Origin of the sequence: Mucilaginibacter conchicola, from assembly GCF_003432115.1 — a bacterium.
Classification (GTDB): domain Bacteria; phylum Bacteroidota; class Bacteroidia; order Sphingobacteriales; family Sphingobacteriaceae; genus Mucilaginibacter; species Mucilaginibacter conchicola.
In genome coordinates this window covers 390,126-403,951 of record NZ_QWDC01000003.1, presented here as the reverse complement: position 1 = coordinate 403,951, position 13,826 = coordinate 390,126, and the positions used below count along the sequence as shown (strand labels likewise).

The window sequence follows — 13,826 nt, the reverse complement described above, 5'->3', positions numbered from 1 at the left end:
TTGAAAATAGTTTTCAATACCGGGTGGTATTAACTAAAACCTATTGCAACTGCAATACCAGCAATAACAGCCAAACTATCAGCACATTACAAACACACGAATAATAAATTATCCTTATTTCGTAATAAATTCAGATGGATTTACGAAATATCGTTTAATGATAAGCGTGCCTTCGCTTTTGTTTCTTAGGCTACTCCCAAGCCGTTTGAGGGAAACTTTATCCTAACAAAATTAAATGTTAGCTTAGGGATGATGTTGGCACAACAGCCATCTTTATAATGAGACTACTTTGTAAAATATTTTGCCTGCTTTGCCTGTCAATAACTATGACAAGGGTTGCTTATGCGCAAAATACCGAAGGTAAACTTACTATAAAAACACCCAATGATGAACCAGCTGATCTGAAAGCCCGTATGGCCGTTACTAAGGCAGATACCGATAAAGTGCGGCTATTAATAAAACTCGCCAGTATTTCATGGGCGAAAGATCCCAATAGTAATCCAAATGAATTAGACTCATGCATTCAGTTTGCTTACAGGGCTTTTACACTTAGTAAACGCCTTAATTACAATTATGGTTATACCGAGGCCGGTTTAGTGCTTTGCCGGGCTTACCTTGAGCGCGACGATACCAAGGCGGCTACAGAATTGCTAAATCAGGCCACCGGCGAGCAGCGCGCCCGTTTACTGCTTGTTTTTGGTAACCATTACAGCGACAGGCTCAACCCGGCAGATAGTAATAAAGTACGTTTGGTTAAAAGATACCTGACGAGCGCACTCAATGTTGCGCAAACGGCCCGGTCTGAAAGATGGATCTCTGAAAGCTTATTAGCACTGGGCAGGTTTGAATATGTTAGGGGGAATGTAGAAAATGGCAAAAAGTATTTCTCCGGGATGATAAAATACTCGGCGGAAAAACATAACCCGGCCGGTGAAGCCGCTGGATGGTGGGAAATGGCAATCTTACCCGACGAAAGGAAATATTACTTACAAGGGCAAGAGTATTATCAGCATGCGATAGATATCTATTTATCGTTGGGAGACAAAGCTAAGGCCGCCGATGTGATGAGCGATATGGCTTTCAATGCATTTTGGTATAAAGATCTTAATATCGCAGAAACACTTTTCCTGAAACAGATAAGCTTGATAAAAGCCGCAGGTAAAAACAAGTTTTACATTGCGTATTTACAACTCGCCGATCTTTACCGGTTAAGCGGGGATCTTAATAAAGCGCTTTCTACTACCTTAATGGCTTTAAAAAATATCGAAAAACTAAACCATAAACGCTACCTCGAAAATGTTTACGTTTCATTAGGCGAGATATACCAGGAGTTAGATGAGGTTAATGAAAGTTGCAGATATTACCTGTTAAGCCTTCAGCAACCCAAAATCCGCGGATATAATGACGACTATTATAAGGTATTACGCTTTTTGGCTAAAGGTTACATAAAGCTGGGAAAACCAAAGCAGGCTTTAACCTTTAGCTTACAATACCTTAAACGTAACCCACCCAATCGTTTCAATACAAAACAAATTGCGGCTGATGTATTGGGCCTTTGTTACCAGGCCTTAAATAAACCTAAGGTTGCTGAACAATATTTTCAACAGTCGATAAAATTTGATGATGAGTTTTGGGCTAACCAAAGCACAATGACAAGTGTTGTTGTTAACATTGCCGGCCCACAGGCTTATGCAGATATTGCCGAATTTTACGCGTCTCAGCGCAAGTTTGATCGCTCAAAATTTTACGTAACTAAAGGACTTTCTTTTAATAAGCTTACTCCGGTCCTTGAAATGAACCTCCAGCATTTAAATTTTCGCGCCGATTCTGCATTGGGTAATTACAAGGCCGCCATTGGTAGTTATGCAAGAGCAAACCACCTGCGCGATTCCATCAACCGCGATAAACAATTAACACATCTCAATTTCCTTAAAGTACAGTTTGAGACTGCGCAAAAAGAAAAAAACATTGCCTTGCTTGAGAAAGAGGCGGCCGTTAGAAAAAAGCAGTTACAGCAGTCTGCCCTTGTGCGTATTGTTACAATTGCAGGTTTAGCTGCACTCATCGTTATTGTCGCTATCCTATATCGCTTAAACAAGTTTAAAACAAAAAAGAACAATCAGTTACAACAACAGCAAAACGTTATTAACACAAAAAACGCCTCGCTTGAGCAATTGATAACAGAGAAAGAATTGTTGTTGAAAGAGGTGCATCACCGGGTAAAAAACAATCTGCAAACAGTTACCAGCCTGTTGGCTAATCAGCTTAACGCTACACGTAATAAACAGGTGGTAATGGCCTTGCAGGAAAGCCTTCATCGTGTAGAAGCGATGGCCATGATACATCAGAAACTGTATAGTACAAGCCAATACACAATGGTAACCATGACATCGTACATTAATGAACTGGTTGCTTACTTGGTTGATTCTTATAACCCCGGCCCAAGGATAAAGATTGTTCGGCAACTGGATGAAATATCTCTGGAACTTGCTTTGGCCGTACCTATTGGGTTGATCATAAACGAAGCTCTATCCAACTCATTAAAATACGCTTTCCCTAATAACAAGCAGGGCACTATAACATTACGTTTTGAAAATAGCGACGAACAAAATATCCTATTAAATATCGCCGATGATGGAATAGGATTTTGCCAAACAGACACTGATGACAAGACCGGTAATTTTGGATTACGTTTGATAGCCGGTTTAGCGAAGGAAATAAGAGGCCAATTTTGTTTAAATACCAATGCAGGTACCTGCATCAACATTGTATTTCCGCAGCGTTAATTTATATATCTCTTACTCAAATAAATACCCCCAGGCAATACCGAGCTTCTTCATTTTTAGGCTGAGCGAATTTGGAGGAATCTGTAACAATTCTGCTGCGCCACCTTTACCCGATATTTTACCATTGGCTTTTTTTAGGGCCGAGGTTATATGTGCACGATCAAGTTCATCCATTGATAAAAACGCTTCAGGCACGACATCATCAACAGACTCCCTTATCGCTTCTTCAGGTAAATCTACTGAACTGATCACATCTTCATTTGATATTAATACATGACGTTCAATAACATGCTGTAACTCGCGGATATTACCTGGCCAGGAGTATTTGGATAATTGATTAAGCGCCTTAGAACTTAAAACTTTGATCTGTGCGTTGTATTTTTCGGCATGTAGCGATAAAAAGTAAGCCGCAAGCGCTGGTATATCTTCTTTTCGGTCTCTTAGCGGCGGTATTTGGATAGGGAAAACGTTAAGGCGATAGTAAAGGTCTAACCTAAAATTACCGGCACCAACCTCTTTATATAAATTACGATTAGTTGCAGCAATTATCCTCACATCTATTTTTATTGTGCCTTTTCCGCCTATCCTTTCCAACTCCCGCTCCTGGATAACGCGCAGCAATTTACCCTGCACATCAATAGGCATTTCCCCTATCTCATCAAGAAAAATTGTCCCTCCATTAGCTTGTTCAAACTTACCTATCCGGCGCTCTGTGGCACCTGTAAAACCGCCTTTTTCGTACCCAAACAATTCCGCTTCGATAAGATCGCGGGGTATGGCAGCGCAGTTGATCTTTACCACCGGGTTTTTATTGCGTGCGGATAGTTGATGTATGGCATCGGCTATGCCCTCTTTTCCTACGCCGGTCTCTCCCTCAATGATAACAGTTGTTTCAAATGGCGCTACCTGGCTTACCTGATCCAGCACAAAAAGTAACTTAGGGCTGCTACCGATTATGTTTTTAAATTTATTTCCGCCGCTATGCCGGCCATCATAACCTAAAGCGCCCGGTGCAAAAGAACCCTCGTTATTCAGTTCATCAATACGTTTAAAAGCCATGGTCAGAAGAGGGATAACCGACCTGAGGATATTGCCTTCTGCCTGATGGTAAGCCCCTTGCTCGGCACTAAAGAAAAGCAGGTTGCCTCTTACCCCGTTGTTGTAAAAAACAGGTACACCAACAACAGAAGATATATTGTAAAGATCAATAAACGCTTTTATCGTTTTATCACCGTCTGCGAGTGCCAAAAGTTGTTTATTATCCAGGCAAAACACATCTGAAAATTGCCCAAAAGTATTTCTTAAAATGTTTGTATCATCAACAGCAAAATCGCTGCTATTGGCTCTTTTATAACTATTGAAACCACTCCTTTGCAGATGCAAAAAGGATGATGGGTTTTGATCATTTGCGTTAACATCTAAAACCACATCTGTAAATGGTATAAACGAATGAAAAGCCGCAAGGAAGTGCTCCACGCCTACCAACGAATTTAAATCATGCTCAATAACAAAGCTCAGTTCTTTTTGCAAGCGCGATATACGCTTGGTTTTAATATCAACGCTTTGGTTATGGCGGTATATAGCTATATCAAGCGCGGCCAGGATATCGTTCTCACGATATGGCTTTACCAGGAATCCATAAGGCTCTGTCTCCTTTGCCAACGTCAAGGTAGATTCATTTGAGTTGGCTGAGATATACAAGAAAGGAACGTCTGATTTATTCAGCTTCTTAGCCAGATCTATCCCTGTTAAATCGCCTTTTAGTAATATATCTACCAGCACCATATCCGGTGTTTGATTTTCTACAAGTTCAATCGCTTCAGTTACAGATTGTGCAACACCCAAAACAATATGCCCGGCTTTTTCCAGCATATTGCTTAAATGCACAGCCTGAATAAACTGATCTTCGACAAGTAATAGCTTTGATGGCATTGCGTGAGCGGATGAATGATGATGCTATATAATTAAACGTTAATATAACAAAAAAGATGCCTTATGATGTTTACATGCTAATTAGGCAAATACTACAACTAAAAACGCCTTATAGCTCTATTTAGTGAAATACTTTTGATGATTTTCGAAATACCAGACTCACACCAAAAATCTATTTGATTTATTTTTACGATATTTAGTAATACGGATTGTGGCAATTACGATATAGCGTATATGAGATAAAAAAAACTACTTTACCTTATAAAAACAACATTTTTCAATCGGCATAAAATATGAAGTTGTAAATATATCTCAAAGTTCACCAATGCCATTGCTATGAAAAACGCATCATCAAAAATTGCTTTGCTACTAAATATCTCGGATAAAATTGCCGGCGCGCGTAACGGCGCAGATCTTCTTGAGGTTTTGAGGCATCAGCTACAGCAGTTTATCTATTTTACCCACTTAAAATTCAATTTGGTTGATTTAGTGCGGGGAACTTATCGGGGTTACATATTTGACAATAAAGCCCCGGGGAAAAGTCATGCCATGTACAACCGGTCCAATCATGCAATATATTCTCTTGATGATGCCATAATGCTTCATGTAGCCGATGTGAAAAACGCGGTTGTTTTTAATTTAGATGAACTAACCAAACAGAGCAATGCTCCCGACTGGATAACCGTTGAGTATGCCTACGGCGTTAAGAAAGCCATTGTTCTTGCGCTTAAAACACAAGGCAAGCTGTTCGCAACATTCGTGCTGTTTTCTGACAAGCAAAGCAATATATCTGAAGATGATATTGACTTATTAGAAGCGATTGCACCAACACTGTCGACCGCTATTATTAACATCCGGGCTAACGAGGAACTGCTGGAACGCGAATATGAGAAAACCACATTATTGGCGCTGAGTAACGCCATTGCTTCTGTAAAAAACAAAACGGGCCTTGCCAGAGCCATAAACGACAACCTTAAAAAGCTTTTGCCGATAGATCAACTAATGATATGCCTTATCAGTGACGATAAACGCTGGTATAGCCCGTATATATTTGACCCTGAGGATGATCTTAAAGATAATATCGGCTTTGCAGATGCCATGCTGCAAAAGAATCGCGCTGATACAGGCGTCGCTCAGCTCGCTATACAATCGGGCTACCCATTGTTGGTAGATCTTGAGGAGCTTTTGACACATGAGGATGCTCCTCAGTTTTTAAAGCTTAAACATAAAGCGGGCGTTAAAGAGGTTGTTTACGCAGTAACGCCCTATAATACTGGCACCCAAGCGCTAATAGTAGTTTGCTTAAAACGTAAGCATTTATTAAACGATCAAAATTTAAAATTAATTCAGGGTATATGCGCGCTGATGGCACCGGCGATAGCCAACCTTGTAGCAAATGATGAAATATCACAACGAGAAAATGAACAGACGCAGTTATTGGCTTTTAGTAACAACATAGCCACTGTAAGAGACCGCGAAGGACTATCAACTGTAATAAGCGAAGGTTTAAAACGCCTTTTTAACATAGAACTATATATCCTTTCTATCATTAATGATGATGAGCTAACCCATAGTTATTACATCATTGACACCGGATCAAAGTACGATAATAGCGCTGATTTTGATAAAATAAGGGATAAAAAGTTCGACTTAAAAGGCGCCCTGGGCGAATTGGTTTTAAACTCGCGCGGTCCTGTTGTATTTAACGTAGACAATATTATTAAAGAGGGTAAGATAACGTTCTCTACCGCGGGCTTCTGGCAATCAATGGGTGTCGATAAAATTTTAGGCGTACCGTTGAGGATAGGGCGTAAAAACTTTGGCATTTTATGGGCTCATTCGGGCGAAGTGAACAACAGTTTAATGGAAGGTGTTGCATCGCAGATAGGTATAGCCATTGCCCACTACATTGCAGCGCAAAAAGTAGAAAAGCAACTTAACGAAATCTCGGATTTTAAGCAGCGACTGGAAATAGAGAACCGGTATTTACAGGAAGAGATACATACCACCTATAATTACAGCGAAATAGTTGGCAGCAGCCCGGCCATGAAAAACATTTTTCATCTGGTAACACAAGTTGCACAATCTAATAGTTCCGTTTTGATCTTGGGTGAGACGGGCACCGGCAAAGAGCTTATTGCAAGGGCGCTACATAACGACTCGCCGCGCAAAAATAAATTAATGGTGAAGGTTAATTGCGCTACACTCCCGGCCAACTTAATTGAAAGCGAGCTTTTTGGACATGAAAAGGGCAGCTTTACCGGTGCGATTGAACGCAGGATCGGTAAGTTTGAACTGGCCAATAACAGCACTTTATTTTTAGACGAAATAGGCGAACTTCCTCTTGATCTTCAAGTTAAACTATTGCGGGCCATACAGGAGAAAGAGATAGAGCGTATTGGTGGCAGAACAGTTATAAAAACCAATGTAAGGATAATAGCCGCCACCAACCGCGATCTGGCAAAAGAGGTAACTAAAGGTAATTTTCGAAGCGACTTATATTTCAGGCTAAACGTATTCCCTATTCAGTTGCCCCCCCTGCGCGAGCGTAAAGAAGATATCACCAGCCTTACTATGCATTTTTTGCATAAATATGGTGGTAATGGCACAAGAGGCCCTATGAGCCTCTCGGCCAAGGCGTATAAACAGCTTGAAAGTTATAGTTGGCCGGGAAATGTGCGCGAGTTGGAGCATCTTATTGAACGTAGTATACTGATCAGTAAAGGCCCGGTTATAAATGAGATATACCTGCCAAATTACAATAGCCCGGAGAACAACACCATACTGCCTGACGACTATGTAAAAACGATTGATGAGGTAGAACGCGAACACATTATAGCTGTACTGAAACGCTGCAACGGAAAAGTATCAGGCATAGGTGGCGCGGCAGAACTATTGCGGATACCATCAACCACTCTCAATTCAAAGATGATACGGTTAAAAATCCACAAAGGGCTGTCGTCAAGATAACCTTGTGCATTAATATCCGCCCCCTAAAGCACTTGTTCTATTTCGAAAAACCACACGCCTTTTTTACTTTATTTAGTAAATACAATTCCGCAATACTCAATAACTCATTGACATATTGACACTTACGATATGGCACCAGCATTGTTTTTAAGCTATGCATAAAAACATCATCAATGAAAAAAAAATCAATCATCAAAATTTGGGCAATGGTACTTATTGTACCTGCAATTGCCATTGTTTGCGCGGCATTCACCGCTAACAAACCCCATCAAAGATCTACCAAACAAAACACCTCTATGAACACAACAGCAGAAAAACCAACTTTAGTTTTTGTTCACGGCTTATGGGCTGACGGCTCTTGCTGGAACGATGTAATTCACCAATTCCAGAGCGAAGGATACGAAGCTGTATCCGCACAAAATCCAACATCATCACTGGCTGATGATATTGCTGCCGTAAAAAGGGCGTTAGCCCGTACTACCGGCCCTGTTTTATTGATCGGTCACTCATGGGCTGGTTTTGTGATCACCCAGTTTGCAGATGAGCCAAGAGTAAAAGGCCTGGTTTATGTAGCCGCGCTAATGCCTGATGAAGGTGAAAGCCCTAACATCCTGTTAAAAAAAGGCCCGGCCAATCATCTTAATGATTACCTGGTAACGCACGATGGCTTTATAACCCTTTCAAAAGAAGGTATGGCAAAAGGCTTTGCTCAAGATTTGTCGCCTGCGCAACAGATGGTAATGTATGCCACACAAACCCCGGCTGGTGCAGTAGCCTTTGATGATAAAAGTGCCGCCCCTGCCTGGAAAACCAAACCAACCTGGGTGGTTGTTGCTAAACGCGATAAAACCGTTCATCCGGATCTGGAGCGCTTTATGGCCAAACGCGCCAATGCAAAAACAGTTGAGATAGATGCCAATCACGTGGTAATGATGTCAAAACCTAAAGAGGTGGCGGCCGTTATCCGCGAAGCGATAAAAGGAACAGACAAAAACTAAACTCCCCGATCCAAAACAAAACCGATCCGGTGCTGCAGCTAAGGTTGTGCACCGGATCTTTTATTTATATTACCCAGTACGATTCAAATCTCTCGCGCTGCTCCGGGTCTTTGTCATTGGCTTCTTTAGCTTTGTTGCGCAGCACAGTTACAGCCGGGTATGGGCGCAGGTAAACTGTAAGATCATAAACTTCACCGTACTTATTTATTTTAGATACCCATATCCCCTCGGCCGGGTTACCGTCAATATCGGTATCAAAAACTTCTATCTTCATATCAGGCGAGGCGATGATAGACGTGTAAGAAGAAGGTGCCTGAATTTTATGCACGGCATCAAGCCCTTTTATAACCCACTCTTTACCCTCTAAAGTTTTGCTGAATATAGGGCTGTGCAGAGCAAGATCATCAGCCACAGGCAGATCATTCAGCTTTATTGGCGATAGAACACGTGGTTTAGCATTAGCATCCATAGGTTGCAGGTTCCAATAATCTTCGGGTATCAGATCATACAGCCGCTCTTTCATCTTATCAACAAATAAGGTTACAAAGGGCCACGAGCGCATTAACACCCTTACTTGTTTTATAAGCCCGGTATCATCATCATCTGTTAAAACGGTTACCGCTTCAAGCGTATAACCATCTACCATACCGTGCCAAAACAGCAGGGTTTGTTTAATATCTTTCACTTCCCTGGTGTAAATGGCTTTACCCAAAATATGGCCGGCGTTTGTTAAGAGTGTCACCGCAAAATCGCGCCCGTGCAACGGTTTGGTTAACATGGGTGCCCAAAATTCAACTTCTTCCGAAAATAATTTTTTGAACTCTCCGGGTTCAACACCGTCAATAATTGCTTTTCTGAATGGATGCATAATTAACTTGTTTTTTGTTTTACTTACCTATTGATCATAATTCATTGCGAATTATAAACCCGCTGCAACAGATAGGCCAAGTTAAAAGAGTCTGATTTTTAGAAACTTGCGAACCGGAATTATTGATATACCTCGGTATTTCGTTTACAAGCAATCATATTTCCGAAAAATCGTAATGTTAGTTATCAAAAAAGCATGCACTGTGTCTCGCTTAGATTGAGAAGGATCGCATAGAAATGAAATGCCTGTAAAGCAAAAAAGCCTCCGGATCTTTCGATTCGGAGGCTTTTTAAATTTGACATGTTTCTCAGCGGTGAGGGAGGGATTCGAACCCTCGGTACAGTTTCCCGTACGTCAGTTTAGCAAACTGATCCTTTCGGCCTCTCAGGCACCTCACCGTGGATTTTCAAGAAACATCCCCTTTTTTCAGGGACTGCAAATATAGTAATTCAACTATGTTGACAAAAAAAATTCTCAGATTTTTAATAATCAATCCGCACGTGGTAAATACTCATCAGCATTCGTTTAAAAATCTGTTTTATGGTTTCCAGATCTTTCAAAGTTATGTTACTGTCATTCAACTGGTTTTGATCCAACTTGTATTTCACAATGCGATCAACCAGTATGCTTATCGATTCTTCGTCCGGTTCTTTTAACGAGCGCGAAGCAGCCTCAATCGAGTCGGCAAGCATCAAAACACCGGCCTCTTTGGTGAACGGAATAGGCCCCGGATAGCGAAAAATGTTCTCGTTGATGAATTTTTCGGGAAAATTCTTCAAAAACGACTGGTAAAAATAATCCACCCTGGTGTTACCGTGGTGCGTGCGGATAAAGTCGATAACTATCTCGGGAAGGTTGGCTTTGCGGGCCATTTCAATACCTTTACTTACGTGGCGGATGATGATCTGGGCACTCTCCTCATACGGCAGCTTATCATGCGGGTTAAAGCCCGAGATCTGGTTCTCGATAAAGAACAGCGGGTTCTCCATTTTACCAATATCGTGGTACAAAGCCCCTGCCCTCACCAGCAACGCATTACCGCCAATGGCAAATATGGCGTTCTCGGCAAGGTTAGCCACCTGCAGCGAGTGTTGGAAAGTACCCGGCGCACTGAAGGCCATCTCGCGCAGCAATGGTGCATTGGTGTTGGTCAGTTCTATCAGCGTAAGCTCTGAGGTAATGGCAAACACTTTCTCAAATAAATAGATGAGCGGGTAAGCCAGCAGGGTTAACAACACGCTTACGGCAAACGGTATAAACTCAACCCAGTCAATAGTAAGGAACGAGCCCTCGCGGATAAGTGAGATACCTATAAAGGATACAAAGTAGGTGAAAGTAATAATGAGTGCCGATATCAGGAACTGCTCGCGGCGGATCAGATTTTTGATACTGTAGATAGACACCATACCGGCAGTTATCTCATAAAAGGCAAACTCAAAACTGTTAGGTACAAAGAAACCTGCTATCAGTACCACCAGCAGGTGTATGTTAAGTGCCAAACGCGTATCAAACAATATCCTGATAATGATAGGTACAATACAATATGGTATGTAGTAAAAGTTTGGCAGTTCCAGCTTTATAGCTAATGATAACGTGGCCAGCATGGCGGTGATAACCAGCAATATCAAACTCACCAAACGGTTATCCTCATAAATATCCCTGCGGAACAGGTACAGGAATATCATCAACAGCGATATAGTGATGCCCGCCAGCAAAAACTGGCCTAATAATACCAAGCCACGGTTACCATTATTGCGTGAGTTATCTTCAAAAGCTTTTTTGTACGATGCCAGTTTCTGGTAAGCTTCATCATTTATAACCGAGCCTTTAGTAATAATGGTTTCGCCTTTTTGCACCATACCACGGGTGATGGACAGGTTTTCTGTTACATCATGCTCCAGGCGGGCGGTTAACTTGGCATCAAAAGATAAGTTAGGCTGCAGGCGTTCCTGTACCAGATCGAGCAGAAATGCTTTATCCAGTGTTTTTACCTTGCTTATTTCTGCATCGGCATACTCAACAGCGCGTTCGCGTGTAAACAGGTCTGCAGTGCTTTTGTCTGCTGCTACATTATCGCTTAAAACGGTAACGCCGTAGTCCTTGCCGCCAACCTGATATTTGGAGTTAAGCTTTAAGATGCCCCTATCATAAGCCGTGTTAAGGATAGTTAGACCGGTTTGCATGTAAACTATCTTCAGCTTATCGGCAAAGCCGGCATTGTGCCATTTTATTTCCAGATCATTCCTGAAGCCTTCCTGTTGTTGTACACCTATGTCATTATTACGCTGATAAACGGGGGTAATAGTGGCAAGGGCCGCTTTATTATCAGCATCTATTTCGGCATTGGTTTTAAGGATGGCAAAGTTGTAGGGAGATATCAGGTCGCGCTGGTTCCAGATACGGCCTTTCTCAAACTCATAGCCAAATTTGGCCTGTTTGGGCAGGGTGTAAACAATAAGCGCAACACTCGCCAACATCATTAAATACTTAACATTTAGCGCATACTTGCGTAGTAAAGCCTTCTGTCGGGATGTTGTAAGTTTTGCCATATATCCGTTTAACCAACCAAAATTAGCATAAGTTTCTGTTTTACGTAATTGTTCTTGCTTTTATCAAAACAAAGTTGATATCTTTATGATATCATTTTAAATCTACAAAAACCATGAACACTGAACGAGTTATCACAGCACCATCGGGCTATTTAGCCTTTGTTTTAGTACTATTGTTAACCGGCGTTGCCGCATTTTGCTTTTGGGCCGAGCAGCACGTTATAGGCGCTATTATATGTGTAATTAACTATTTCCTGATACTGCCGGGCCTTACCATTGTAAACCCTAATGATTCAAAAGTGCTTACCCTTTTTGGTAAATACACCGGCACAGTTAAACAAGACGGCTTTTTTTGGGTAAACCCTTTCACTGTTAAAAAGAAAGTATCATTAAAAGCATTTAACCTTAACGGCCAGCAATTAAAAGTGAACGACAGCGCCGGTAACCCTATTGAAATAGCAGCTGTTATTGTATGGCAGATAAAAGATACCGCCAAAGCGGTTTTCGCGGTTGAGAATTATATCCAATACGTAAATATCCAAAGCGAGGCCGCCGTACGCCATCTGGCTAATACTTTTCCTTATGATCACATCGACGAGGATGACACCGCCAGCATTACCCTGCGCGGTGGTGCCGAACAGGTAAGTGCCATGCTGGAGACAGAATTAAACGAGCGCTTGGAACGCGCAGGTATCATCGTACTTGAAGCCCGCATCTCTCACTTGGCTTATGCGCCGGAGATAGCCCATGCCATGTTACAGCGCCAGCAGGCAGCGGCCATTATATCGGCACGTAAACTGATCGTAGAAGGTGCCGTAGGTATGGTAGAGATGGCCCTGCAAAAAATGGAAGAGAAAAATATTATTGAGCTGGATGAAGAGCGCAAAGCTGCCATGGTGAGCAACCTGCTGGTTGTACTTTGTGGCGATAAAAGCGTTAACCCGATTGTAAACACCGGCACGCTTTATCATTAATAGACCATGAATGATTTCAGAGATTTTGGTAGCGCACGCACCAGCGAAATGTTTGTTACCCGCATTGGCTGGTGGCGGCCCTATTATGAACTAAGCGACGGGCAGTTTATCTACGCCCGCCTCAGCTATAAAGGCACGTTTAAACGTTATGCCATTATTGATAGCGCGGCAGACACATTCACCATTAAACGTAAATCATTAATAAGCCGTACGCTGATGTTTAACCGCGGTGAGGACGAGACCATCGGCGAATTGCAGCCATCGGCCTGGAAACGCGATGTGGAATTAAAAATGAATAACGGTTTTGAAGCTATATATCTGTTTAAGAAACTATTCAGCCGTGCTTATACTTTAACCAGCAATGCTTATGGCGACATCCTTGATGTTAAGCAGATTGCATGGGGTATTAAAAAGCCATTTACGGTAAGTTTTGCGGCAGACAATTACCAGCAAGGCAAACCAGATGTGGCGGTGCTGACCATGATAGGCGTACATTTTATATTATACAGGCAACAACAGGCGGCAGCAGCGAGTTAATTGATATGGCAGAGAAAAAAGCATTTGTTTTACGCATTAATCCCGATATGCTTAAAGAAGTTGAGCTTTGGGCTGCCGATGAATTTCGCAGCACCAACGGGCAGATAGAGTTCCTGCTGCAGGAAGCGCTAAAGGCGCGTAAAAAGAACGCGAAGAAAAAGAAGGACACTGAGTAGTTATTATGCATGCATAGTAATTTAAAAATCCTAACT

The 13,826-nt window shown here is 41.9% G+C and carries 9 protein-coding genes and 1 tRNA gene; 6 read left to right on the top strand and 4 right to left on the bottom strand.

Annotated features, from left to right (window positions below):
- The first annotated feature begins 326 nt into the window (after window positions 1-326).
- Window positions 327-2,786 carry a histidine kinase dimerization/phosphoacceptor domain -containing protein gene (locus tag D0C36_RS18430; RefSeq protein WP_158557143.1) on the top strand — a complete coding sequence of 820 codons (2,460 nt, stop codon included), beginning with the start codon at window positions 327-329 and terminating at the stop codon, window positions 2,784-2,786.
- A gap of 12 nt (window positions 2,787-2,798) precedes the next feature.
- On the opposite strand, the gene D0C36_RS18425 is transcribed toward D0C36_RS18430, so the two are convergent.
- Window positions 2,799-4,718, bottom strand: a complete 1,920-nt coding sequence (locus D0C36_RS18425; RefSeq protein WP_117393126.1) for a sigma 54-interacting response regulator — start codon at window positions 4,716-4,718, stop codon at window positions 2,799-2,801.
- Between the two features lie 336 nt (window positions 4,719-5,054).
- Here D0C36_RS18425 and D0C36_RS24705 point away from each other — a divergent pair, with 336 nt between their 5' ends.
- Window positions 5,055-7,688 carry a sigma 54-interacting transcriptional regulator gene (locus D0C36_RS24705; protein WP_199502058.1) on the top strand — a complete coding sequence of 878 codons (2,634 nt, stop codon included), beginning with the start codon at window positions 5,055-5,057 and terminating at the stop codon, window positions 7,686-7,688.
- Between the two features lie 173 nt (window positions 7,689-7,861).
- Window positions 7,862-8,686, top strand: a complete 825-nt coding sequence (locus tag D0C36_RS18415) for an alpha/beta fold hydrolase (RefSeq protein WP_199502057.1) — start codon at window positions 7,862-7,864, stop codon at window positions 8,684-8,686.
- 64 nt (window positions 8,687-8,750) lie between these two features.
- Here the strand turns inward: D0C36_RS18415 and D0C36_RS18410 are convergent, their stop codons facing one another.
- The 3 genes from D0C36_RS18410 to D0C36_RS18400 form a co-directional block, all read right to left on the bottom strand.
- Complete coding sequence (locus D0C36_RS18410) at window positions 8,751-9,554, bottom strand: hypothetical protein (protein WP_117393125.1); 804 nt, start codon at window positions 9,552-9,554, stop codon at window positions 8,751-8,753.
- A 311-nt stretch (window positions 9,555-9,865) separates the two neighbouring features.
- Window positions 9,866-9,952 (bottom strand) — tRNA-Ser (locus tag D0C36_RS18405).
- Window positions 9,953-10,036: 84 nt separating this feature from the next.
- Entirely contained in the window at window positions 10,037-12,103 is a 2,067-nt protein-coding gene (locus D0C36_RS18400; RefSeq protein WP_117393124.1) for an HD family phosphohydrolase, read from the bottom strand.
- 113 nt (window positions 12,104-12,216) lie between these two features.
- Here D0C36_RS18400 and D0C36_RS18395 point away from each other — a divergent pair, with 113 nt between their 5' ends.
- From D0C36_RS18395 to D0C36_RS18385, 3 genes are read left to right on the top strand one after another with little or no spacing between them, the layout of a single operon-like run.
- Window positions 12,217-13,077: an SPFH domain-containing protein gene (locus D0C36_RS18395; RefSeq protein ID WP_117393123.1), complete on the top strand. Its 861-nt coding sequence runs from the start codon at window positions 12,217-12,219 to the stop codon at window positions 13,075-13,077.
- A 6-nt stretch (window positions 13,078-13,083) separates the two neighbouring features.
- The gene (locus D0C36_RS18390) at window positions 13,084-13,614 is read left to right on the top strand and encodes a hypothetical protein (protein WP_117393122.1); all 531 of its coding nucleotides are present in this window, start codon (window positions 13,084-13,086) and stop codon (window positions 13,612-13,614) included.
- A 5-nt stretch (window positions 13,615-13,619) separates the two neighbouring features.
- A complete protein-coding gene (locus tag D0C36_RS18385; RefSeq protein WP_117393121.1) occupies window positions 13,620-13,790 on the top strand; it encodes an Arc family DNA binding domain-containing protein in 171 nt (56 codons plus the stop codon).
- Window positions 13,791-13,826 lie beyond the last annotated feature (36 nt).

What these genes read in the sequence shown, in the direction of transcription:
- D0C36_RS18430 (WP_158557143.1), top strand. Translation starts at nt 327, where the DNA reads ATGACAAGGGTTGCTTATGCGCAAAATACCGAAGGTAAACTTACTATA.
- D0C36_RS18390 (WP_117393122.1), top strand. Translation starts at nt 13,084, where the DNA reads ATGAATGATTTCAGAGATTTTGGTAGCGCACGCACCAGCGAAATGTTT.
- D0C36_RS24705 (WP_199502058.1), top strand. Translation starts at nt 5,055, where the DNA reads ATGAAAAACGCATCATCAAAAATTGCTTTGCTACTAAATATCTCGGAT.
- D0C36_RS18400 (WP_117393124.1), bottom strand. Translation starts at nt 12,103, where the DNA reads ATGGCAAAACTTACAACATCCCGACAGAAGGCTTTACTACGCAAGTAT.
- D0C36_RS18425 (WP_117393126.1), bottom strand. Translation starts at nt 4,718, where the DNA reads ATGCCATCAAAGCTATTACTTGTCGAAGATCAGTTTATTCAGGCTGTG.
- D0C36_RS18385 (WP_117393121.1), top strand. Translation starts at nt 13,620, where the DNA reads ATGGCAGAGAAAAAAGCATTTGTTTTACGCATTAATCCCGATATGCTT.
- D0C36_RS18410 (WP_117393125.1), bottom strand. Translation starts at nt 9,554, where the DNA reads ATGCATCCATTCAGAAAAGCAATTATTGACGGTGTTGAACCCGGAGAG.
- D0C36_RS18415 (WP_199502057.1), top strand. Translation starts at nt 7,862, where the DNA reads ATGAAAAAAAAATCAATCATCAAAATTTGGGCAATGGTACTTATTGTA.
- D0C36_RS18395 (WP_117393123.1), top strand. Translation starts at nt 12,217, where the DNA reads ATGAACACTGAACGAGTTATCACAGCACCATCGGGCTATTTAGCCTTT.